Source organism: Streptomyces sp. NPDC097617 (genome assembly GCF_044761485.1).
Taxonomy (GTDB): domain Bacteria; phylum Actinomycetota; class Actinomycetes; order Streptomycetales; family Streptomycetaceae; genus Streptomyces.
On the sequence record NZ_JBIWCL010000002.1, the window covers coordinates 125382 to 147624 of the forward strand.

Annotated in this window: 22 protein-coding genes; 8 read left to right on the top strand and 14 right to left on the bottom strand. The window is 73.2% G+C overall.

Annotated features, from left to right (window positions below; genetic code table 11):
* Positions 1-55 precede the first annotated feature (55 nt).
* On the bottom strand, positions 56-856 hold the full coding sequence (locus ACIQZO_RS03800) for an alpha/beta fold hydrolase (protein WP_403619583.1): 801 nt from the start codon (positions 854-856) through the stop codon (positions 56-58).
* A 140-nt stretch (positions 857-996) separates the two neighbouring features.
* Between ACIQZO_RS03800 and ACIQZO_RS03805 the strand changes: the two genes are divergently transcribed.
* On the top strand, positions 997-1683 hold the full coding sequence (locus tag ACIQZO_RS03805; RefSeq protein ID WP_403619586.1) for a GNAT family N-acetyltransferase: 687 nt from the start codon (positions 997-999) through the stop codon (positions 1681-1683).
* Positions 1684-1745: 62 nt separating this feature from the next.
* On the opposite strand, the gene ACIQZO_RS03810 is transcribed toward ACIQZO_RS03805, so the two are convergent.
* Positions 1746-2774, bottom strand: coding sequence for a TolB family protein (locus tag ACIQZO_RS03810; RefSeq protein ID WP_403619590.1), 1029 nt, complete (start codon positions 2772-2774; stop codon positions 1746-1748).
* Between the two features lie 266 nt (positions 2775-3040).
* Between ACIQZO_RS03810 and ACIQZO_RS03815 the strand changes: the two genes are divergently transcribed.
* The gene (locus tag ACIQZO_RS03815; RefSeq protein WP_403619593.1) at positions 3041-4309 is read left to right on the top strand and encodes an alpha/beta hydrolase; all 1269 of its coding nucleotides are present in this window, start codon (positions 3041-3043) and stop codon (positions 4307-4309) included.
* Here ACIQZO_RS03815 and ACIQZO_RS03820 read toward each other — a convergent pair.
* On the bottom strand, positions 4287-5759 hold the full coding sequence (locus tag ACIQZO_RS03820) for a carboxylesterase/lipase family protein (protein WP_403619595.1): 1473 nt from the start codon (positions 5757-5759) through the stop codon (positions 4287-4289). The genes ACIQZO_RS03815 and ACIQZO_RS03820 overlap by 23 nt on opposite strands.
* Before the next feature lie 127 nt (positions 5760-5886).
* Here ACIQZO_RS03820 and ACIQZO_RS03825 point away from each other — a divergent pair, with 127 nt between their 5' ends.
* Both ACIQZO_RS03825 and ACIQZO_RS03830 read left to right on the top strand, forming a co-directional pair.
* The gene (locus ACIQZO_RS03825) at positions 5887-6210 is read left to right on the top strand and encodes a hypothetical protein (protein ID WP_403619598.1); all 324 of its coding nucleotides are present in this window, start codon (positions 5887-5889) and stop codon (positions 6208-6210) included.
* Positions 6211-6307: 97 nt separating this feature from the next.
* Positions 6308-6595: a chaplin gene (locus ACIQZO_RS03830; RefSeq protein ID WP_403619601.1), complete on the top strand. Its 288-nt coding sequence runs from the start codon at positions 6308-6310 to the stop codon at positions 6593-6595.
* Positions 6596-6731: 136 nt separating this feature from the next.
* Here the strand turns inward: ACIQZO_RS03830 and ACIQZO_RS03835 are convergent, their stop codons facing one another.
* From ACIQZO_RS03835 to ACIQZO_RS03860, 6 genes are all read right to left on the bottom strand, one after another.
* Positions 6732-7595: a tyrosinase family protein gene (locus ACIQZO_RS03835; RefSeq protein ID WP_403619604.1), complete on the bottom strand. Its 864-nt coding sequence runs from the start codon at positions 7593-7595 to the stop codon at positions 6732-6734.
* A 30-nt stretch (positions 7596-7625) separates the two neighbouring features.
* The gene (locus ACIQZO_RS03840) at positions 7626-7994 is read right to left on the bottom strand and encodes a tyrosinase family oxidase copper chaperone (RefSeq protein WP_403619607.1); all 369 of its coding nucleotides are present in this window, start codon (positions 7992-7994) and stop codon (positions 7626-7628) included.
* A gap of 59 nt (positions 7995-8053) precedes the next feature.
* Positions 8054-8593 carry a GNAT family N-acetyltransferase gene (locus ACIQZO_RS03845; RefSeq protein ID WP_403619610.1) on the bottom strand — a complete coding sequence of 180 codons (540 nt, stop codon included), beginning with the start codon at positions 8591-8593 and terminating at the stop codon, positions 8054-8056.
* A 427-nt stretch (positions 8594-9020) separates the two neighbouring features.
* Positions 9021-10181: an acyl-CoA dehydrogenase family protein gene (locus ACIQZO_RS03850; RefSeq protein ID WP_403619613.1), complete on the bottom strand. Its 1161-nt coding sequence runs from the start codon at positions 10179-10181 to the stop codon at positions 9021-9023.
* The gene (locus ACIQZO_RS03855) at positions 10178-11365 is read right to left on the bottom strand and encodes an acyl-CoA dehydrogenase family protein (protein WP_403619616.1); all 1188 of its coding nucleotides are present in this window, start codon (positions 11363-11365) and stop codon (positions 10178-10180) included. The genes ACIQZO_RS03850 and ACIQZO_RS03855 overlap by 4 nt, the downstream gene beginning before the upstream one ends.
* On the bottom strand, positions 11362-12348 hold the full coding sequence (locus ACIQZO_RS03860; RefSeq protein ID WP_403619619.1) for an NADPH:quinone oxidoreductase family protein: 987 nt from the start codon (positions 12346-12348) through the stop codon (positions 11362-11364). Before ACIQZO_RS03860 ends, ACIQZO_RS03855 begins: the two co-directional genes overlap by 4 nt.
* 224 nt (positions 12349-12572) lie before the next feature.
* On the opposite strand from ACIQZO_RS03860, the gene ACIQZO_RS03865 reads away from it, so the two are divergent.
* The 3 genes from ACIQZO_RS03865 (at position 12573) to ACIQZO_RS03875 (ending at position 15501) form a co-directional block, all read left to right on the top strand.
* Positions 12573-13676 (top strand): hypothetical protein, encoded by a 1104-nt coding sequence (locus ACIQZO_RS03865; RefSeq protein ID WP_403619622.1) that lies wholly within the window; start codon positions 12573-12575, stop codon positions 13674-13676.
* 82 nt (positions 13677-13758) lie between these two features.
* Positions 13759-14655, top strand: coding sequence for an SDR family oxidoreductase (locus ACIQZO_RS03870; RefSeq protein ID WP_403619625.1), 897 nt, complete (start codon positions 13759-13761; stop codon positions 14653-14655).
* A gap of 42 nt (positions 14656-14697) precedes the next feature.
* Positions 14698-15501, top strand: coding sequence for a hypothetical protein (locus tag ACIQZO_RS03875; RefSeq protein ID WP_403619628.1), 804 nt, complete (start codon positions 14698-14700; stop codon positions 15499-15501).
* On the opposite strand, the gene ACIQZO_RS03880 is transcribed toward ACIQZO_RS03875, so the two are convergent.
* The 5 genes from ACIQZO_RS03880 to ACIQZO_RS03900 all read right to left on the bottom strand — a co-directional run bounded on the left by ACIQZO_RS03880 (position 15488) and on the right by ACIQZO_RS03900 (position 21019).
* A complete protein-coding gene (locus ACIQZO_RS03880; RefSeq protein WP_403619630.1) occupies positions 15488-16333 on the bottom strand; it encodes an enoyl-CoA hydratase/isomerase family protein in 846 nt (281 codons plus the stop codon). The two genes, ACIQZO_RS03875 and ACIQZO_RS03880, sit on opposite strands and share 14 nt — an antisense overlap.
* A gap of 68 nt (positions 16334-16401) precedes the next feature.
* The gene (locus ACIQZO_RS03885) at positions 16402-17163 is read right to left on the bottom strand and encodes a PIG-L deacetylase family protein (protein ID WP_403619633.1); all 762 of its coding nucleotides are present in this window, start codon (positions 17161-17163) and stop codon (positions 16402-16404) included.
* Positions 17164-17452: 289 nt separating this feature from the next.
* The gene (locus tag ACIQZO_RS03890) at positions 17453-18757 is read right to left on the bottom strand and encodes an alpha/beta fold hydrolase (protein WP_403620868.1); all 1305 of its coding nucleotides are present in this window, start codon (positions 18755-18757) and stop codon (positions 17453-17455) included.
* A 128-nt stretch (positions 18758-18885) separates the two neighbouring features.
* Positions 18886-19971, bottom strand: a complete 1086-nt coding sequence (locus tag ACIQZO_RS03895) for an S-(hydroxymethyl)mycothiol dehydrogenase (protein ID WP_403619636.1) — start codon at positions 19969-19971, stop codon at positions 18886-18888.
* A gap of 73 nt (positions 19972-20044) precedes the next feature.
* On the bottom strand, positions 20045-21019 hold the full coding sequence (locus tag ACIQZO_RS03900) for a LysR substrate-binding domain-containing protein (RefSeq protein WP_403619639.1): 975 nt from the start codon (positions 21017-21019) through the stop codon (positions 20045-20047).
* Positions 21020-21090: 71 nt separating this feature from the next.
* On the opposite strand from ACIQZO_RS03900, the gene ACIQZO_RS03905 reads away from it, so the two are divergent.
* Positions 21091-22032 (top strand): dihydrodipicolinate synthase family protein, encoded by a 942-nt coding sequence (locus tag ACIQZO_RS03905; protein WP_403619642.1) that lies wholly within the window; start codon positions 21091-21093, stop codon positions 22030-22032.
* The last annotated feature ends 211 nt before the right edge of the window (positions 22033-22243 follow it).

A 22243-nucleotide genomic window follows, 5' to 3' on the forward strand; every position in this document is an offset into this window, starting at 1 on the left:
GTCCGGGTCGGGGTCGCCGCCTGCCGAACGGGCCGGGGGCCGGCCGGTGCGCCCCTCAGAGGCCGGCGAGGAAGTCCAGCAGTGCCTTGTTGGAGGCCTCCGGCTGCTCCATCCCCGGCAGGTGTCCGGCCCCCTCGATGACGGTGAGCACCGCATGGGGCAACAGCGCGTGCAGGGCCTCGGCCTGCGCGACCGGGGTGTAGACGTCGTCGGCGCCCACCAGCACCAGGCAGGGCTCGGCGCTCTCGCCGAGCACGGGCCGGTAGTCCGGGCGCTCGGCCCGGCCGCGCAGCGCCGCGGCGGCGCCCTCGGGGTCGGTCGCGCACATCATGGCGCCGACCCGTGCGGCGGTCTCGGGCATGGCGCTCACGTTGTAGGCCGCCAGCATCTTGTCGATGACCTCTTCGGCGTAGGGCCGCATGCCCTCGGCGATCAGCCGTTCGGCGGTCTCCCGGCGGAGTTTCGCACCGTCGGGGGTCTCCGGCACCGGGGAGGTGTCGCAGAGCACCAGGGCCCGTACCAGACCCGGGTGGCGCAGTCGTACCTCCATCGCGATCCGACCGCCCATGGACACACCACCGACGACCGCATGTTCGATGCCCAGGCCGGCGAGAAGCCCGGCGAGATCGTCCGCGAGATCCGCCAGCAGAGCCGCCCCCGGAACCACCGGGCTTTCTCCGTATCCCCGCAGGTCAGGCGTGATCACGCGGTACCCGGCAGCCGTCAGCGCGGCCGTCTGGGGGGCCCACATCGTGCGGTTGAAGGGATGTCCGTGGATCAGGATTACGGGCGCTCCGTCGCGGGGACCCAAGTCGTCGAAAATCAGTGGCACGCCATTGCCAAATTGGGGGTTCATGAGAGGACTTCAAGGGGCTACATTGAGCCACTCGCGTTCACCTGACAGCCGGTTGCCTTTCACTCGTGTTTTGCACGGGGGGCGACGTCATGGACGCAGACTGTGCAACCACCCCACCGCCCAGAAGGACCGAAGGCTCCGTGCCCGTACCCGTACACCTCGCGGGCCGCACCGTGCGGCTCGAGCCCCTCGCCCCCCACCACACCGAGGCCCTGGCCGTGGCCGGGGCCGAGGATCGTACGACTTACGCCTTCACTCCCGTACCTCACGGGTTGCAGGCGTCCCACGAGTACATCGACCGTGCCCTCGCCGATCAGGCTGCGGGTCGATCGCTCCCGTTCGCGGTGGTCAGAGCCACCGACGGGCGGGTCGTCGGTTCGACCCGTTTCCTGGAACTCGACTACTGGCAAGGGCCTCTGGTCTGGCCCGCCGTGCCCGGCGTCCCGTTCGGCGATCCGGCGACGGCGATCCCCGATGCCGCCGAGATCGGCAATACCTGGCTGTCCCCTGGCGCCCAGGGGACCGGCATCAATACCGAGGCGAAGCTGCTCATGCTCCGCCATGCCTTCGAGACCTGGGGGGTGCGGCGCATCTCTCTGCGTGCTGATGCGCGCAACGGCCGGTCGCGGGCCGCCATGGAACGTCTGGGCTTCACCTGCGAGGGGGTCCGCCGGGCCCATTCGCGCGGCCTCGACGGCGCCGTCCGCAGTACCGCCTTCTACTCGATCCTCGACGAGGAGTGGCCGGCCGTGCGGTCGATCATCGAGCTGAGGGTGTCGGCGGGCGCGCAGCGCAAACGGCGCCGCAAGACCCTCGTCCCCGCGTAACCCGGCCGGCCGGTCGGAAGAGCGGAAAACGGTCCTGCCTCATGTCCCCCGCCGCGGCCTCCTCACCCGAGGAAGGCCGGGGCGAGGGCCGAGTCCATGAGCCGGGCCGGGACGCCGCTCCCGTCGGCCGGTACGGCGTACAGATCGGCGCCGAAATCCCCCGGCAGGGCGTAGACGACGGTCCTGTCGTCGATCCACACCACCTGGTCGTCCACGCTGCGCTCCTCTCCGAGCGGGGTCTCGGCGCCGGAGGCCAGGTCCAGGGCGTACAGCCGCCACGGCGCCTCGGCCGGCAGCCCCGGCACCCGCTTCTTGAAGACCAGCCGGGTCCCGTCGGGTGACAGCGACGGGCACTCGACGTTCTCGCGCAGGGTGGTCACGGTTCGTTCGGCCAGGTCTCCGCGGACCAGGTGGGTCCGGCCGCCGGTGGCGAGGGTCGCGTAGAAGGTCCGTTCGTCGGCGGTGAAGGTGACCCCCCAGACATTCACGTCGGCGCTGCGGTACGGCTTCCCGTACTTGAGGATCGTGAAGTCCTCCAGCGAGGCGTCCAGCCGGCCCGTGCGCAGGTCGAGCACCGAGGTGCGCGTCGAGAAGTCCGTGCCCGCGTACGAATCCCCGCCGACGAAGACGGTCCAGGCGGCGAGGTGCCCGCCGGGCGAGACCCGGGCCCGGGTGGGGAGACCTCCCAGCGGGTGCGCGGACACTTCCTTCAGTCGGGCGTCGAGGACGACCGCGCGATAGCCCTCCTGCACCCCGCTCCGGTCCGCCTGGAGGCAGACTCCGGTTCCTCCGGCGGCGTGGAAGCGCAGGCAGCTGACCCCGGACGCCGTACGGGTGCCCTCCGGCGCGCCGGCCGCGACCGTGGCGAGCTCGTCGCGGTGCGGCCCCCAGGCCATGTTGCGGAACACGATCCGCCGGCCCCCGCCACCCGCTGCCAGCGAGACCGCGCCGGGGGTGACGGACGGGCCGCCCGCCCGGGCGTGGTCCTTCTCGTCGGCGCGGGAGGAGGCCCGCAGCACGGCGAGCACACCGACCGCGGCGAGCAGGGCCACGGCGGTGGCCAGGATCAGAATCCGGCGCTGGAGCGTCATGGGAGGACTCCGGGGCGGGGTGGGGGTTCCGGGGCGGCGCGGGGGCACCATACCCAGCGGCATGTACAAGGGCCAGGCATGGACGGGGGTGGGCACGTGAACTCCACCGGCCGTGCGGGCGCCGGGCAATGGCCTCCCCCAAAGCACCCCAAGAGAAGGAAAAGTGCGGAACCCTGACATGCTTTCGTTCATCCTTCGAACGGAAGGATGCAGCCGTCAGACCACCCCGCCCCCTTGGGGCAGCACCAGCCGGAGAGCCACCGCACATGTCGTACGCACCCGACGGGCAGCAGTACCAGCCGTACCGGCCGGAAGGACAGATACCCCAGGCGCCCCAAGGCGACCAGTACGGCCGGCCGTACGGACAGCAGCCGCCGCAGCAGCCGTACGGGCAGCAGGCTCAGTACGCTCCGGAGGACCCGTACGAGCAGACGGCGCGGTACGGACCGCAGGACCTCTACCCCGAGGAGCCGCCGCGCCGCCGGAAGGGGCGCCGCTGGCTGATAGCGGGCGCCGCCGTACTCGCACTCGCCGGTACGGCCGCGCTCGTGCTGAACCACTACGAGATTCCCCCCTTCACCGACAAGGGCTCCGCGGTGTCGTTCGGGCAGTCGCCCGCCGGCGGCGGCTCCAAGAAGAGCGACGCTCCCCCGCCGGCGAACTCCAAGATGCTGATGCCCACCGGGCCGGCCGCCGAGTTCAAGAACTCGATGACCCTCCCCGACGGCACGCACGTGGCCGTCACCACGCTGGACGGCAAGAAGTCCGGCTTCAAGGGCAAGGTCTGGGTCTGGGCCCCCAAGGAGTACAACGACCCGAAGTTCGCCAAGAGCGGCTTCCCGGTCATGATCGCCCTGCCGGGCGGCGCCGGTTACCCCAACAACTACTGGATGGGCACCGACCTCGGGCTCCAGACCAGCGTCAGCAAGTGGTACGCCGAGGGCAAGAGCAAGCCCTTCATCCTGGCCATGCCGGTGCTCAACCCGGGACCGGACGACAAGGGCGTCTACTGGGACGGCTCCGACATCCCCGGCCAGCCCAAGATGGGCACCTGGCTGACCGAGGACGTCCCGGACCTGGTCAAGGCGAACTTCCGTACCGTCAAGTCCCGTGACGGCTGGGCCTTCATGGGCTCCTCCACCGGCGGCTTCGCCGGCCTGAAGGCCGTGCTCAAGCACCCGGACAAGTTCAAGGCCGTGATCGCCTCCGGCCCGGACATCGTCCCGGACTCCTCCCTGTGGAAGGGCCACGACAAGGAGAAGGCCGAGAACAACCCGGAGCTGCTGGCGAAGCAGCTCATCGACAGCAAGGGCCCGGACGTGTACCTGGCCTTCCAGGTCGGCGACAACGAGAGCAACAAGAAGACCCTGCCGGACGTGCAGAAATTCATCGCCACCTACGGCAACAAGGGCCCCGTCCACACCGAGTTGAGGGTCATCAAGGGCGGCCAGCACAACGCCAAGACCTACGTGCCGAACATGGGCGAGGGACCGGTCCAGTTCATCAGCAAGGTCATGGAAGGGCCCGTCGAGTAACCACCGACGCCCGCGTCCCATCCAGCGACGGCCCGCCGAACACCTTCGGCGGGCCGTCGCCGTCCCAGGGCGCCCAGCCCGGATCGCCCGCCACCGCGAACCGCACCCAGGCCGCGTGCATCTCATCGGCCAGCGCCTGCGGGGTGTCCGGCCCGGCGAGCCAGGCGGCCTCGGGCACCGCCAGCGTGTCGAACACGAAGCCCAGCTCCAGCGCGTGGCAGGCGCCCAGCCCCGGGACGCCGGAGGGCCAGCCGAACTCGTACAGGAAGCTCGGCGCCCCCCGTCGCGCCCCGGCGAGCCTGCGCAGCGGGTCGCACAGCAGCCGGTCGGTGAGCAGCTGCCCGGCGAGTTCTGCGGGGCTCGCCGCGGGCAGGGCGGCGCGCAGCGCCCGTACGGCCGCCCGGTCCTTGCCGGCGCGGGCCCGGGCCAGTTCCACGGCGAGCGGGCCCATCCGGTCCAGCAGGCGCATCCCGCCGCTGGGGGCGAGCCACAGCCGGTACTCCTCGCTCGTCCAGCCGAGGAGCAGCGGTACCTCGTCGGAGACGGCGCGGTCGCACAGGGCGTCGAGGGGGTCGGCGGGAACCGTGTCCGGGTCGGTGACCAGCCCGAAGGCGGGTCCGCCGAGGAGCGGTCCCGATCTGCGCAGGACGGCGGCCTGCGCGGCGAGCAGGTCGGGCAGGGCGGTGGCCGTGAAGGCCGCAGCGGTGGCGTCCACCTTGAGCAGCGAGGCCATCCGCCGGACCATGGCGCGGACCCGGACGCGCGGCAGGACCTCCGGGGCTCCGCTCTGCAGTACGGCGCGGGCGAAGAGCCCGGCCGCGCGCGGGGCGGCCAGGAGTGCGCCGATGCTGATGGCGCCGGCGGACTCCCCGAAGACGGTGACGCGGTCCGGGTTCCCGCCGAAGGCCGCGATGTTGTCGCGGACCCATGCCAGAGCGGCGATCTGGTCCAGCAGGCCGCGGTTGGCGGGGGCGTCGGGGAAGGGGCCGTAGCCGAGGACGCCGAGGCGGAAGTTGACGGAGACGAGCACGACGCCGTCGCGGGCGAAGGCGGAGCCGTCGTAGACCGGGACGGCCGAGGAGCCGCGGGTGTGCGCCCCGCCGTGGATCCAGACCATGACGGGCAGCCGGGCGCCGGGGGCCGGGTCGGGGGTCCACACGTTCAGGTTCAGGCAGTCGTCCCCGGGGACCACGGGGTCGGGGAGCAGGGCCGCGAAGGTCTCGGGATACGGCACTTTGGGCGCGGTCGGCCCGTAGGCCCCGGCGTCGCGTACGCCGTCCCAGGCGGCCGGGGGCGCGGGCGCCGCGAACCGCAGGGCGCCGACGGGCGGGGCGGCGTACGGGATGCCCCGGAAGACGGCGGTCCCGCCGGGACCGGTCCGGCCCTCGACCACTCCGGCCGCGGTCCTGACCCGTGGGCGGCGGCCGTCGTCGGCGGCCTCTGCGCTCATCTCGTCCTCCTGCGGTACGGGCGTTGCCTGCGGTGGCCGGCGGCACCGGGGCCGGTCGCACCGTCGCACAGCTGTCCAACGGGTGACAAGGCGTGACCGGGTCCGGGCCCGTCCCGGTTGGACGGGCATGCGATTCCTGCGTATCCACCATGCCGTGCCCGTCCTGCTGATGGCGGGCGCCACGCTTCTGCCCGGCGCGGCACAGGCCGCCGCCGGCCCGGAGTTCCAGTACGTCGGCCAGGACGACCGGGTCCACGGCCTCACCGCGCCGAAGGGCTGCGTCGGGGCGGAGGGCGGCGGCGCCCGGGCGGTCACCAACGGGACCGGAAGCTCGGCGACCCTGTTCGAGGGCCCCCGGTGCTCGGGCCGGGTCCTGCGGGTCCTGCGGCCCGGGGAGGTGGGCCAGGTGCGGCCGTACTTCGCCTCCGTCCGTTTTTCCGTCACCGGGTAGGCGCATCGGCCGTGACCCCTCGGCTGCCCCAGCGTTGTATGCCATGTCAAATGCCACAGATTCTGTGGCGCCCCACATATCTCACGAGGAGATCTTGATGTCGCGTATCGCGAAGGCATTCGCCATCACCGCTGTCACCGGTAGCGCCGTGGTCGCCGGTGCGGGCCTGGCTGTCGCCGATGCCGGAGCGCACGGTGCGGCGGTCGGCTCCCCCGGTGTCCTCTCGGGCAACCTGCTCCAGGTTCCGGTGCACGTCCCGGTCAACGTCTGCGGCAACACCGTGAACGTGATCGCTCTGCTGAACCCGGCGTTCGGCAACACCTGCGTCAACGCCTCCGGTGGCGGCGCCGCCCACCACACCGAGGGTGGCGACTACGGCCACTGATCGCCTGATCAATTGATCGGCTGATCGACGGAAGGGCCCCCGCCACCTGGCGGGGGCCCTTCCCCATGTCGTCTCCGCTGTCGTATCCCCTGTCCCACTGTCCCCGTGTCCCCCGTGTGCGCAGGGGCCGGGCCGATCACTCGTAGCGGTACAGGGCCCGGTGGTCGGACATCTCGCGCGGGCTGATGTTCCACGGCGGCATCGGCTCGTCGACGGCGATGACCCGGCCGCGCTGGAGGTCGCCGGCGGCCAGGGGGGCGGCGGGCAGGTAGCCGGAGCCGGGGTGCTTGTGCTGCCAGCGGTCCCAGATCAGGTCGACGAAAGCGTGGTGCAGCCAGAACGCCGGGTCGTTGGGCGCGGTACCGCCCGTCATGTGGCCGCCGATCCACTGGTGGACCTTGTTGTGGTTGCGCCAGCGCTCGCTCTTGGGAGCCGCCCAGCCCTCCAGCTTGTTGCGGAAGCCGCCCGCGGTTGCCGTGGAGTCCCAGGGCGAGACGTCGTAGGTCGGATCGTCGAGCGCCCACTGGAGCTCGGCCGCGGTGGGCAGTGCGATCGGGTTCTGCGGCCGGCCGAGGTTGCGGGTCAGGAAGGCGGACTCCGTGATGCCCACCGTCACCGTCCAGTTGCCCTTGTCGTAGGCGAACGGCCCGGTCATCACCTTGCGGTCGCTCGCCCGGCCCGTACCTCCCAGGAAGTCGTCGGCCCAGAGCGAGGAGACCGGGCTGGGGTCGGTGGTCCAGTCCCAGTACGGGACGCTGACGCCCGGGTCGATCTCCTGCAACTGCCTCTCGAACTCCAGCAGGTAGCGCCGGTGCCACGGGAAGAACGACGGGCACATGTGCCCGACGCGCAGTTTGCGGGCCCGGTCCGGCACGAAGTACTTGTCGTGGGTGCGCACGAGGGCGTCGTACGCGCCGCTGCGCTTGAGCTCCAGCACCGCCGCCGTGAAGCGCTTCTTCTGGGCGCTGGTGAGGTTCTTCTGGTTCTGCCGGGTGTGCAATGCGGGGCTCCTCCCGTTCCCGTGGGTCTCTCAGGCGTGGTGCGGGGCCGCGAGCGCGAGCTGGGCGGTGCCCAGTTCGTCCACGGCGGCCCGGGCCAGTTCCAGTGGCGTGGAATAGGACTGGAAGTGGTTGATACCGCTGAGGTAGCTGCCGTCGGCCCGGCGCATGACGTGCAGCGGCCGGCCGTCGATACGGACTCCGGCGACGTCCACGGCGATGTGCCGGCCGCGGTACGTCTCCTCCTCGGCGAGCGGCGCCGGGGTGAGGGTCTGCCGGGGGCGCCGGGCGCGCAGCACTGGGGCCAGGACCGCGCCCGTACCGGCGAGCACGGCCGCGGTGAAGGCCGTACGGAGAAGCGCGCGGCGGGTCAGGGGTGCGGCGGGCAATGCTGCGGACATACGGTCTCCCTCACTCGGTGGCCGGCGGCTACGGGTCTAACGCCGCGCGGCGGGCGAGGTCACCCGTGGGCGCCGTGGAGCCGCTTGTAGTAGAGGGTGGTGGGGTGCAGCCGGCCCGCCGGGTCGGCGGCGTAGTCGGGAATGGTGCCGGCCTCCGTCCAGCCGGCGGAGCGGTAGACCCGCTCCGCGCCGCTCCCGGTCTCGGTGTCCAGGAACAGCAGCACCACACCGGCACGGGCCGCCGCCGACTCGGCCTCGGCGAGCAGTGCGCGGGCGGCGCCGCGGCCGCGCGCCGCCGGGTGGACCATCAACTTGCGCAGTTCGGCGCGGTGGCGGCCGTTGGCCTTGGTCTCCCGGTACCAGCTGACGGTGCCGTCGATACGGCCGTCGCCGCCGGTGCGGGAGACCCACAGCGCGAGGGAGCCGTCCTCGACGGCGGGCATCAGCGAGTCCCACCAGGCGGCCGCGTCCCGGTGGTCGAGGCCGGCGAGGAAGCCGAGGGACGAGCCGCCGTCGACCACGGCGAGGAGCAGGGAGGCGAGTTCGTCGCGGTGGGCGCGCAGTGCGGTCGCCGTGAGCGCGGTGATGGTGGCCGTCATGGGGCGAGGATAGGGATCGGCCGGGGGCTCGCCGCGGGCGGGGCGAGCGCCGGGGAGCCGTCTCGGCGGTGATCGGGGGCGGGACGGGGCAGGACGAAGACGAACTGCTGACCCGGTCGGCCCGGGAACCGGACGCCTTCGAGGCGCTGGTCGTGGGGGTATCGCCGCACCTCCACGACGGCGGCTCAACTCCCGCTACCGCATGATCGTCGACCCCGGGACGGGCGGACCGCTGGAGTGGATCATTTATCACCGGGGCGGGAAGTACGACGGGAAGATCGCCAAACGCACGACGGTCCTGTCGGCCGGCCCCGAGCAGAGCATCCCCCCGTTACCAGGAACGGCTGCCGAAAGGGGAGCGCCCTGCCCGATACACAGGCCCCCTGAGGTCGTCTCTTTCGGCCCGGCAGGATCCGAAGGAGATGGCCTACGGTGCCGGGAGTTCCGCGAAGTCCGCGACCAGGCCCCGGTGGTGGCCCGCCGTGCCGAGGGCCAGGGAGTCGGCCTTGGCCCGCTTGAGGTACAGGTGGGCCGGGTGTTCCCAGGTCATGCCGATGCCGCCGTGCAGCTGTACGCACTCCTCGGCCGCGCGGACGGCCACTCCCGAGCAGTAGGCCTGGGCCACGGCGACGGTCAGCGGGGCGTCGGGGGCCGCCGTGGCCAGGGCGTCGGCCGCGGCCCTGGCCGCCGCGCGCGCGGAGGCCACGTCGAGCCAGAGTTGGGCGAGGCGGTGCTTGAGTGCCTGGAAGGAGCCGATGGGTCGATTGAACTGGTGGCGGCCGCGGACGTGGCCGACGGTCTCCGTCAGGCACCACTCGGCGAGCCCGAGCTGCTCGGAGGCGAGCAGTCCGGCGCCGGAGAGCAGGGCTCCGGCGACGGCCGCCCGGGCCGTTCCGGGGTCGGCGAGACGGGTGCCCGGCGCGGCCTCCAGGGTGACGGTGGAGAGCGGGCGGGTCAGGTCGAGGGGGATCCGCGGGGTCAGCCGGGCCGATGCGGCCGCAACCGCGTACAGCCCGGTGTCGGCCAGGACCAGCAGGACGTCGGCGGCCGCCGCGTCCGCCACGGAGGTGACCGTGCCGGTCAGGATTCCGTCGCCCAGGTCCCGTACGGGGGCCGGGAGGGGCGCGCCCGGAGCGAGGGTCAGCGGCACGGCCGGTACACAGACCGTGCGGCCCGAGGCCAGTTCCCGCAGCAGCGGGTCGGCTTCCGCGGTCTCGCAGCCGAGCAGGATCTCCGTGGCGAGCACGGCGCTCGTCAGGTACGGGAGGGGTGCCACGGCCCGGCCCAGTTCCTCCAGGACCACGGCCGCCTCGCGGTGGCTCGCGCCCTGTCCCCCGAGCTTCTCGGGCACGAGGAGGCCGGCCGCGCCGATCCCGGCGGCGAGGGTGTTCCACAGCTCCGGGTCGTGCGGCCGGTCGCTCTCGACCCGTGCCAGGACGCTCTTCGCGTCGCAGCGGTCGGTGAGGAGCGCGCGTACGGCGGAGCGGAGCTCCTCCTCGGTCTCGGAGTAGAGCAGGTCGGTCGGCGTCGCGGGGGCCACCGGGGTGGCCGGCGCGGTCGGTGTCGTCGACGCGGTCGGTGAAGTCATCGGGCGAGGTCCTTCCAGGCGAGGTCCTTGTCGTCGCGGGGCTCGGGGGGCAGGCCGAGGACGCGTTCGGCGACGATGTTGAGGAGGATTTCGCTGGTGCCGCCCTCGATGCTGTTGCCCTTGGCGCGCAGGTAGCGGTAGCCGGCCTCGCGGCCGGTGAAGTCGACCCCGTCGGGCCGGCGCATGGTCCAGTCGTCGTACAGCAGGCCCTCCTCCGCGAGGAGTTCGACCTCCAGCCCGCTGATCTCCTGGTTGAGCCGGGCGAAGGTGAGCTTGAGGCCCGATCCCTCGGGGCCGGGCTGTCCGGCGACGAGCTGCTGGCGCAGCCGTTCGCCGGTGAGGCGGGCGACCTCGGCCTCGACCCACAGTTCCAGCAGCCGCTGGTGCAGGGCGTGGGTGCGCAGTTCGGGGCGTTCGCGCCAGGCGGCGGCGACGGGGGCGATCATGCCGCCCTCGCGCGGGATCCGCATGCCGCCGATGGAGACCCGCTCGTTCATCAGGGTGGTGCGGGCGACGGCCCAGCCCTCGCCGACGGCGCCCAGCCGATGGCTGTCGGGGATGCGGACGCCGGTGAGGAAGACCTCGTTGAACTCCGCCTCGCCGGTGATCTGGCGCAGCGGGCGGACCTCGACGCCGGGGGCGTGCATGTCGCAGAGGAAGTAGGTGATGCCCTGGTGCTTGGGGAGCCCGGGGTCGGTGCGGGCGATGAGGATGGCCCAGCGCGCGGTGTGGGCGCTGGAGGTCCACACCTTCTGTCCGTCGACGATCCAGTCGCCGGAGCCGCTCTCGCGGACCGCGCGGGTGCCGAGCGCGGCGAGGTCGGATCCGGCGCCGGGCTCGCTGAAGAGCTGGCACCAGACCTCCTCGCCGAGCCACAGGGGGCGCAGGAAGCGGTGCTTCTGCTCCTCGCTGCCGTAGGCGAGGATCGTGGGCGCGGCCATGCCGAGGCCGATGCCGATCCGGCGCGGGTCGTTGTCGGGCGCGCCGGCGGCCTCCAGTTCGGCGTCGACGACCGCCTGGAGGGAGCGGGGCGCGCCGAGTCCGCCGAGCCCCTCGGGATAGTGGACCCAGGCGAGTCCGGCGTCGAAGCGGGCGCGCAGGAAGTCTGCGCGGTCGGTGTCGGCGGGCGGGCGGGCGCGCAGCAGGTCCGCCGCGCGCGCCACCAGCTCCTCGGCGGTGATCATCGCGGACCGCCTCCGTTCAGGGCCGGTACGACGACCAGCCGGCCGGTGGTGGTGCCGTCGGCGAGGCGCTGTACGGCGTCGGCGGCTCCGGCCAGCGGGACGCGTTCGCTGATGAGCGGCCTGATGGCGCCCTCGGCGGCGAGCCGGGTCAGCTCGGTGTGGCAGGCGGCGATGGCGGCGGGGTCCTTGGTGGCGTACAGGCCCCAGTGCAGGCCGAGGATGGCGTAGTTCTTCACGAGGGCGTGGTTGAGGGCGGGGGCGGGGACGGTGCCGCCGGCGAAGCCGACGACGACGATCCGGCCCTCGAAGGCCACGCACTTGGTGGAGGCGGTGTAGGCGGCGCCGCCGACCGGGTCGTAGACGACGTCGGCGCCGCGTCCGCCGGTGAACTCCTTGACCCGGGCCGCGATCCCGGCCGTTTCCTCGCTCGTCCGGTCGATGACCAGGTCGCAGCCGAGCTCCTCGGCGGTGCGCACCTTGGCCTTGCCGCCGACGACGCCGACGACGGTGGCTCCGGCGGCCTTGCCGAGCTGGACGGCGGCGCTGCCGACCCCGCCGGCGGCGGCGTGCACGAGGAGGGTCTCGCCGGGCTGGAGCCGGGCGCGGCGGTGCAGGCCGAACCAGCCGGTCTGGTAGCCGATGTGCAGGGCGGCGGCCTCGGCGTCGTCGAGGTTCTCGGGGGCCGGGAGCAGGGCGCGTGCGGACGCGGTGACGTACTCGGCGAAGCCCCCGTGCGGCAGGCTCGGATTGGCGATGACGCGCCGGCCGTCCTCGGTCTCGCCACAGATCTCGACGCCCGGGGTGAAGGGCAGCGGCGGGCGGATCTGGTACTGCCCGCGGACGAGCAGCGCGTCGGGGAAGTTGACGTTGGCGGCGAGCACCTTCAGCCGCACCTCGCCCTCGCCGGGTACGGGTTCGGGAACCTCTTCGAGGCGCATGGCCTCACGGGGCTCGCCGGGGGTATGTACTCGCCATGCCTGCATCCGGGGCCTCCAGCCGCCGTCGAGAACCACGCTCCGCGGGCATACTAAGCAGTCGCTTGCCTCTCTGGGAACCGCCGGTCGGGATGTAGAACCCTCCGGTCCGAATCAACACGGGTCATTCAGGCCACATACGCCTCAAGATCAGGCAGCATTGTGGCGCGCACGTGTCGTGACTCAACGGGGAACAGCACCTGTCCAGGGGGGACCACCACATGAGAAGAAGCATGTCAGCAGCAGCCGCCGCGATCGTTGTGACCGGCCTGATCAGCGCGGCGGGCCCGGCCGTGGCGGCCGACGCGAAGTGCGCACCGAAGATCCAGGTGCTCGGCTCGATCGGGGACGAGTCGTACGCCCGCGACGCCCGGCCCGGCCAGGGTGTCTTCGACCTCGGCGCGGGCAACCTCGCCGTCGGCGTCTCGGGCCACCAGCCCGTCTACTGGACCGGCGCCACCGTGCACCGGGTCCCGCTGAGCGACCCGGACGGGACCGGGCAGGTGATCGCGGTCAACGCGCACGGCCTGATGGTGGGTGTCGTCCACGGCGCCGTCCGCCCCTCCCTGTTCACGTACCGGGTGGGCGACGCGGCGATCACCCTGCTGCCGGACAGCTACGGCTACGACACCGAGGCCGACGTCAACGACGCCGGGTATGTGGTCTCCCGCTCCGACAGCGGCGTCGCCACCGTCTGGAAGGACGGCCAGAAGGTCCGCGAGCTGCCCCTCCCGGCCGACGCCGGCCCGGGGACCCGGATCACGATGGTCACCGGCATCAACAACCAGGGCGACATCCTCGCCATGGCCACCCAGGACTACGAGGTCCCCGAGACCGGACAGCACCTGCAGGGCACCCACCCGGTGCTGTGGCCGGGGGACGGCTCCACCGCCCGGCTGCTGGCCCCCGCGGCGAACGACAGCTACGTCCAGGACATCGACGAGAGCCGCCGGATCGTCGGCTACGACTGGGCCGGACCGTGGCACGAGTACGCCCCGCTCGTCTGGGAGCCCCCGCTCACCGGCACCCCCACCTCCCCCGGCGTGCTGAGCACGCACCCGTACGCCACCTTCGAGGCGATCAGTGCGACGACGAACCTCAGCGTCGGCACGGCCAAGTTCCACCCGGACATGCTGACCCTGCCGGACCAGGCACTGCTGCGCTCCGGCTCCGGCCCGGTCAAGGCACTGCCCCGGCTGGCCGCGGGCGGGGCGAGCATGGCCGAAGCGGTCTCGGACGGAGACCGGGTCGGCGGGGCGGCCGTGAACGCGAAGGGCAAGCTCAAGCCGGTGATCTGGACCTGCGCGACCAAGCAGGCGTACAACCCGGGGAGCTAGACCATCTCTTTCGGATCTTGCCGCAGCGCTCGGGTCCGCCCGGGGATGGTGATCTGAGCGCCCGCACGCTATCGATGGGCGCATGGAGAACCCTCTGCGCGGGCTGCCCGCGCCACCGGCGCTCGGCGCCGCCGCCCTGCCCGCCGGGACCTACGCGGGACAGGTGGTCCTCGTGACCGGCGGCGGCACCGGGCTGGGCAAGGCCGTGGCCGCCGAGTTCGCCCGGCTCGGCGCCGACGTGGTCATCGCGAGCCGGCGCGCCGGGCAGCTCAAGGCGGCGCGTGAGGAGTTGACGGCCGTCCCCGGCGCGGGCCGGGTGACGGCCGCCGTCTGCGACATCAGGGACCCCGAGCGGGTGGCGGAGGTCTTCGATGCGGCGCAGGCGGCCTTCGGCCTGCCGGACGTGCTGGTCAACAACGCGGCCGCGAACTTCCCCTCCCCCGCCGAGGACCTCTCCCCCAACGCCTGGCGGGCGGTGGTCGACATCACCCTGACGGGCACCTGGTTCATGACCCGCGAGTTCGGCCGCCGCCACCTCGCCGCGAACACCCCCGGATCGATCGTGAACATCGGCGCCTCGTACGCCTGGACGGGCGGTCCGGGCTTCGCCCACAGCGCCGCGGCCAAGGCCGGGGTCAAGAACCTGGTGGAGACGCTGGCGGTCGAGTGGGGGCCGTACGGCATCCAGGTCAACGGGCTCGTCCCCGGGCTGTTCCCGCACGCCGACATGACCGAGGACATCCGGGACGGTCTGGAGCACTCCGCGCCCGACGCGAGGGACGCACGGCAGCCCGCTCTGCGGGTCGGCGCGCCGCGCGAACTGGGCTGGGCCGCCACCTTCCTGGCCTCGCCGTACGCCCGGTTCATCACCGGGCACACCCTGGTGGTGGACGGGGCGAACTGGCAGCGCCGGTCCGTGGTCAATCCCGAGGTGGTCCCGATCCGCACCCAGCTGGGCCGCGGCCCCTTCGCCCCGTAGCCCCGTAGCCCCGTTGTCAGTGGCCGGTGCGAGGATCGGGGCATGTCTCTCGCCGAACTGACCCTTGACCGCTGGCGCTCGCTCGATTCGGCCGCCGCCGGACGCATCGCGCACGAGGCCGCCGCGCAGGTGGGCGGCCGGGTCGTGCTGTGCGACGTCGTCGAGCACCTGGGCGGACCCCTGCACCGCGTGCGCATCGAGCGCGAGGGACAGGAGTTCGCCCTCATACCCGGCGGAAGCGTGCGGCTGGGGTTCGACCCGGACGCCTTCGCGGCGACGCCCGCGCAGAGCGCCGACTACTTGGAGAGCGCGGACGAGGGGTACGGGTACGGGCAGCCGGACCTGAAGTCCTACCTCGCCGATGTGCTCAGCCCGCCGCGCACCGCGACGCCGGCCACCGTGCTCATGGCCGTGCGGGACGAGGCGCTGACCGCGTGCCCGGACGAGATGCCGGCCGCCCTCGCGGCGCGCGGGCTGCGGATGCCCGGCGCCGACGAGTGGGAGCACGCGTGCGGGGCCGGGGCCGGCACCCTGTTCCGCTGGGGGAACGAATGCCCCCTGGACGAGCCGCCGTACGGAGGCGGTACCGGACCGCGGCAGGAACCGAACGCCTTCGGGCTGCACATCGCCTACGACAGCTACGGCACCGAGCTCAGCGGCGACCCGACCGCGGTGCACGGCGGCGACGGCGGCGAGGCCGTCTGCGGTGGATACGGGAACCTGCTCGGGTGGCTGCCGCTGGCGACCGCCAACCGCAATCCGTACGCGGCGGAGTTCGCCTACGGGCCGGACGGCGTGGGCATGTACGAGGAGTTCTCGACGCGGCCCGTGCTCAGCCTCCGGTGAACCGCGGGGGACGGCGGGCCGCCCTGGCCGTGTAGCCCTCCCGGCAGTCCTCCGAGGTGAGAGTGAGGGCCGCAGTCATCGACACCCGGTCCAGGGCCGCGGGGAGCGCCGCATCGGCGTAGGCGTCGATCGCGCGCTTGATGCCCTGGACCGCGAGCGGCGCGTTCGCGGCGATCTCCCGCGCCACGGTGCGGGCGGTGGCCTCCAGGTCCGCGCCGGGGACGACCAGTTGGACCAGGTTGAGGCGCCGCGCCGTCTCGGCGTCGATGCGGCGGCCCGTCAGGGCCAGGTACTTGGCCCAGCCCGCACCCGCCTCGCGCGCGATGCGGAGGTCGCCTCCCGCGTCCACCGCCACGCCCAGACCGGCTTCCGGCAGGGCGAAGACGGCGTCCTCGGCCGCCACCCGGACATCCGCCATCAGCGCCAGCTCGAAGCCGAAGCCGAGGCAGTAACCCTGGACGGCGGCCACCACGGGCTGCGGGAGGCGGGCGAGAACCGCGAAGCGCTCGTGAACCCAGCGGATGCCCTCGTAGTAGTTGCGGGTGCGCTCGGCCGGGGATCCGCCCGTGATGGCTCCGCCCGGGGCGCTCACGTCGATGCCCGCGCAGAAGGCCCGGCCCTCGGCCCGCAGCAGTACCGCCCGGACGGCTTCGTCGAAGCGGATCCGGTCCGCGAGCAGGCCGAGCTGGCGGGTGGACTCCCAGCTCCAGCCGTTGAGCTTGTCCGGGCGGCACAGGGTGAGGACCGCGAGGCCGTCGGCAACCTCCAGGCGTATCCGCTCCTCACCCTCCGCTATCTCCGTGGAGATGGTGTCGATCACCGTGTCCCGCACCCCCGGCCCCATGGCTGACGACCTGACGAACTGCCGTACTGACGAGTCGTCAGACTAGGGGTGGCCGGTCAGCGGGGGAAGACCTCGAAGGGCACGGCGGGGCGGCCGCCGAACCGGGCCGCCGCCTGCTGGGCGTTCCCGGTGAGGAAGGTGCGGACGTACTCCTCGGGGTCCTGGTCGGTGAGCACCTCGATGTACGCCTTGTGCTCCAGCAGGGACTTCACCGAGCGCTCCAGGCCGGGGCCCGCGTCGGCCGCGTGCGTCGGGGTGCTGGATCCGGCCACCGCGACCCAGCGCACGCCGTTCCACGGTTGCAGACCCTGCTCGATCAGCTCGGGGAAGATCCAGCGGTTGCCGGCGTCACCGGCGGCGTCCAGCACCGCCCGGCCGACGGCCTTGTGGTCGGGGGTGTTCCAGTAGCCGCCGCCCTGCGCGCCGCCCCAGGTGTCGCGGTGGTTGAGGGTGACGATCAGCTCGGGACGGTGCCGCCGGATGGCCGCCGCGATGTCCCGGCGCAGGCCGAGGCCGTACTCGATGACGCCGTCGTGGTAGTCGAGGAACTCCACCTCGGACACGCCGACGACCGCGGCGCTCGCCCGCTGCTCCGCCTCGCGCAGCGGACCGCAGTCGGCGGGGGCGATGCTGTCGATGCCCGCCTCGCCGCGCGTGGCGAGGAGGTAGACGACTTCCCGGCCCCCGTCCGTCCAGTCCGCGATCGCCGCGGCGCACCCGTACTCCAGGTCGTCCGGGTGCGCGACCACGGCGAGGGCGCGCGTCCAGTCGGTGGGCATGGGCTGCAAGGTGTCCTGCTGGTCAGGTTGTTCGGTCATATCTCGCACCATAGGCGAATGGATCGACAGGGGCAGGTGGTGGCGCTGCTCGACACCACGGGGATCTTCTTCGAGCCGGCCCGCACCGCTTTCCCGGGGACGGGCGGGGCCGCGTGGGCGCTGGCGCGGAGCTGGATCCGGGTGCGATCGGGCCGCGGCGGCGGGGATCGCTCCGGTCGATGTGGAGGCGGCGGTGCCGACTCCACCTCGGTCGGTTCCTCGGGTACGAGGGCCCGCCCCAAGCGTGTGATCAACTTCCCATCTCACTCCTGACCTGCACGGACAGCCCTCACGCCTCGTCGCGGACCAGGGACAGCAGACGGTCCAGGACGCGGGGGCCGCCGGCGCGGACGCCATCGTGCTCGAACTCGTCCGTCACCCAGGTCCGCAGGCCCCGGACGGAGCGGGCCGTCTCCAGTGAGTGCGCGGTGTCCACGTACATGTCGTCGTGGTAGACGGCGGCGGCCACCGGCACCTCGTTGGCGGCCAGGCGCGCCCGGTCGTAGAGCGGCTGCCAGCCCGTGCGGGCGGCCAGGATCTCCGCGGTCTCGCGCAGCGGGGCGAGGGCCGGGTCGGTGGTGAAGTGCCAGGGGTGGATGGTCTCGCCACTGAAGAGCATCGGCTCGTCGCCCGCGAGGGTCTTGGCGGCGTCGAAGCGGGGGTGGCCGGCGCGCACGCGTTCGGCGGCCCAGGCGGTCGGCGTGGCCGGGTTTTGGGCGTAGATCGCCTCGTGGACCAGCGCGTAGAGCGGGTGTCCGGCGAAGGAGAGCTGGGCGCGTACGCCCTCCAGGAAGGCGTCGCAGAGGGCGGGTCCCGCGGGGGTCGGCACGAAGGCGTCCTCCAACAGGTAATGGAGCTGGTGGCTGCCGTCGCCCCCGCCGAGGAGGATACCGAGGGACTGGAAGCCCTCCACGGTGAGGCGGTGGCCGCCGGGGAGTTCGGCCGGGGCCTGCGCGAGGTGGGCGGCGATCCGGCGGGCGCGTTCGACGTCCATCGGGTAGCGGGCGTAGTGGGCCAGGTTCTTGCGCTCGATCCGGGGGTACGCGGCCTCGTACACCTCGTCGGCAGTGGCGGTCAGGGACGGCAGGCCGCCGGTGATGAGAGCGGCGCTGAGACCCTCGGGCGCGGTGGACAGGTAGTGGGTCGCGCAGAAACCGCCGAAGCTCTGGCCGAGCACGGTCCAGGGCGCGCCGCCGGTCAGGCCGGGCCGGATGGCCTCGGCGTCGCGCACGATGGAGTCGGCACGGAAGTGGGCGAGGTACTCGGCCTGCTGCTCGGGGGTGCCGCGCAGCGGCAGGGTCTGCCGGTTCACCGGGGTGGAGCGGCCCGTTCCGCGCTGGTCGAGCAGCAGCACCCGGTACTCGGTCAGCGCGCGCTCCAGCCAGGCCTGGCGGCCGATGAAACGGCGGGCGCCGAAGCCCGGACCGCCCTCCAGGTAGAGCAGCCACGGCAGCGTCCCGGGGTCCTTGCCGGCGGCCACGACCTCGCGGGCGTACAGCTCGATCCGCTCCCCGTCCGGGCGCTCGTGGTCCAGGGGGACGGAGAACCGGTGGTCGGTGAGGACCGTGCCGGGCTGGCGGTAGCTGTGTGCGATGGTCACGGAAGGCCCCCAGGGGTACGAGGTGATGCAGGACCGCGCCCCGGCCGGGTGGCGGCGGGGGCGCGGGGTGGTGGCCCGATTCTAGGTGGGGCCGCGTCCGACCGGGTGGGCCGGACGGGGTGTCAGAACTCGACGACCGAGCGGAGGACCTCGCCGCGTTCCATCCGGGCGAAGGCGTCCTCGACGTCGTCGAGCGCGATGGTCTCGGAGACGAAGGCGTCCAGGTCGAGCCGGCCCTGCAGGTAGAGGTCGATCAGCAGGGGGAAGTCGCGCTCGGGCAGGCAGTCCCCGTACCAGGAGGACTTCAGGGCGCCGCCGCGGCCGAAGACGTCCAGGAGCGGGAGTTCGAGCTTCATCTCCGGCGTCGGCACGCCCACCAGGACCACCGTCCCGGCGAGGTCGCGCGCGTAGAAGGCCTGGCGGTAGGTCTCGGGGCGGCCCACGGCGTCGATGACGACGTCCGCACCGTTGCCGCCGGTCAGGCTCTGAATGGCCTTGACCACGTCGTCCGTGCGCCCGTTGACGGTGTGCGTGGCGCCCAGGCCCCGGGCCCACTCCAGCTTCCGGTCGTCCAGGTCCACCGCGATGATCCGGGAGGCGCCCGCCAGGCGGGCTCCGGCCACGGCCGCGTTGCCCACTCCCCCGCAGCCGATGACGGCGACGGAGTCTCCGCGCCCGACGTTGCCGGTGTTGAGGGCGGCGCCGAGGCCCGCCATCACCCCGCAGCCGAGGAGGCCGGCGGCGGCCGGGGCGGCCGCCGGGTCCACCTTGGTGCACTGGCCGGCCGCGACCAGGGTCTTCTCGGCGAAGGCGCCGATCCCCAGGGCCGGGGAGAGCGGGGTGCCGTCCTCCAGGGTCATGGGCTGGGTGGCGTTGTGCGTGGCGAAGCAGTACCAGGGGCGGCCGCGCCGGCAGGCGCGACACGTGCCGCACACCGCGCGCCAGTTGAGGATCACGAAGTCGCCGGGGGCCACGGAGGTGACGTCCGGTCCGACCGATTCCACGACTCCGGCGGCCTCGTGGCCGAGCAGGAAGGGGAATTCGTCGTTGATGCCGCCCTCGCGGTAGTGCAGGTCGGTGTGGCAGACCCCGCAGGCCTGCACCCGCACGAGTGCCTCGCCGGGGCCCGGGTCGGGCACGAGGATCGTCGTCGTCTCCACCGGTGCGCCCTTGCTCCGGGCGATGACCCCTCGTACGCGATGCGTCACTTCGTACCCCGCTCTGATCGAATCGGTCTGGATCAACGAACGTACACGGACGGCACCCGGTACGGGAGTTGTGTCACGTCACGGCGCGCGACCCGACCAGATCCAGTGGTACGGCGGCCCGAAGTGCCGCTCCGAAGGCGGCCACGGCGGGGTGGCCGCCCGCTCCGCTGCGGAAGGCGAGGCCGGTGCGGCGCTGCATGAGCAGGCGGGTGAGGCGTACGGCCGGGTCGGCCGGGTGCGTGACTCCGAGCTGGGGTACGACGGCCACGCCCTGGCCCGCCGCGACCAGGGCGAGCACGGTGGCGAACTCGTCGACCTGGTGGCGCACGCGCGGGGTGAAACCGGCGGCCTGGCAGGCCCGGACGGTCATGGCGTGGCAGAGGGTGCCGGGGGTGGCGGTGATCCAGGGCGCCCGGGCGTGCGCGCGCAGGGTCACCCCCTGGTCGGGTTCGGGTTCGGAGGGCGAATCGGCGACCGGGTCGGGGACCGGGTGGGCGGCCGGGCCGGGGGCCGGGTCGGCGGGCGCGGCCAGGTACATCGCCTCGCCGTAGAGCGGCTCGGTGGCCAGTCCCGGCTCGGGCTCGGCCGGTACGAAGTCGTACTCGTGCACCAGCGCCACGTCCAGGTCCCCGGCCCGCAGGGCGTGCGCCACCGCCGCCGGGTCGGTCTCCGAGACCATCGGTTCCAGCCCCGGGTGGCGGTGGGCGAGCGTGATCAGCGCCGCCGGCACGATGGCCCGGGTGGCGGTGGGGAAAGCGCCGATCCGCAGGACTCCGGCGAGGCCCCCGCGGGCCTCGGCGAGGTCGGCCTCGGCCTGCTCCAGCCGTTCGAGGACGGCCTCGGCGTGCCGGACCAGGTCCTCGCCCGCCGGGGTGAGCCGGACCCGGCGGCCGGTGCGTTCCAGCAGCGGCAGGCCGGCTTCGCGCTCGAGGACGGTGAGCTGTTGGGAGACCGCCGAGGGGCTGAAGGTGAGGGCCTCGGCGACGGCGGCGATGGTGCCGCGGCGGGCCAGTTCGCGCAGCAGGCGCAGGCGTCGTACATCGAGCATCGGCTCAGCTTACTGTTCGGGTAAGAAATGCGAACTGGATTTGATCCATTCCGTGGGTGAGGCTCGTTCGCATGGCACAGGACATCGCAGACACAGCAGCCGCGGCACACGCGGCGGCCCGCCCGGCCCGGCCGCCGCACGGGATCCACGTACCGCTCATCACCCCCTTCACCCGCGCCGGGGAGGTCGCCGCCGAGGCTCTCGAGGCGCTCGCCCACGAGGTGCTCGACGCGGGCGCCACCGGCATCGTCGCGCTCGGCACCACCGCGGAGGCGGCCTGCCTCGACGAGGCGGAGCGCGACCTCGTCACGCGGGTGTGCGCCCGGGTCTGCGGGGAGCGGGACGCGCCGCTGACCGTGGGGGCGGGGGCGAGCGGCACCCGGGCCGCCGAGGCCTCGCTGGCCCGACTGGCCCGGTGGCCCGAGGTGCGGGCGGCGCTGGTGACGGTGCCGGCGTTCGTCCGGCCCGCTGCCGCGGGGGTACTGGCGCACTTCGCGCGGCTGGCCGCAGTGAGCCCCGTCCCGCTGATCGTCTACCACGTCCCCTACCGCACCGGGCAGCCGCTGGACGCGGCGGCCCTGCGCGCGCTCGGGTCGCTGCCGGGGGTCGCCGGGGTGAAGTACGCGGCCGGCGGCATCGGCGAGGACGCGGTGGCGCTGCTCGGCGACCTGCCGGCCGGGTTCGAGGTGCTGGCCGGTGACGACGTGTACCTGTCGCCGCTACTGGCGATGGGTGCGGCGGGCGGGATCCTGGCCTCGGCCCATCTGGCGACGGACCGCTTCGCGGAGCTCGCCGGGGCCTGGCGGGCGGGTGACGCGGCACGGGCGCGGCCGCTGGGGCACGCGCTGGCCCGGATGTCGGCGGCGGCCTTCGCCGAGCCCAACCCGGCGGTGCTCAAGGGCGTTCTGCACGCGCAGGGGCGGATCCCGACCCCGGACGTCCGACTGCCCCTGCTGCCGGCCTCGCAGGGGGCGGTGAAGGCGGTGACTGCGGCACTGGAGGGGCTGGTGTGACCTGAGGGTTCGGACCTGGGGTCGTCCGGCGGCAAACCGGCGGCAATCCGCCGGAAAGAGTCCTGAATGGGCGATTCGCCGCCTACGGGCCTGTCGCCCGAATGAGGCACCCAGAGAGTGGACTTGCCCGAATTGACCGCCCGGTCGGCGGCCCGTGATGTGAGCCACACCCGACACCTCAACATCATTTCCACCGAATAGCCGATTCCCT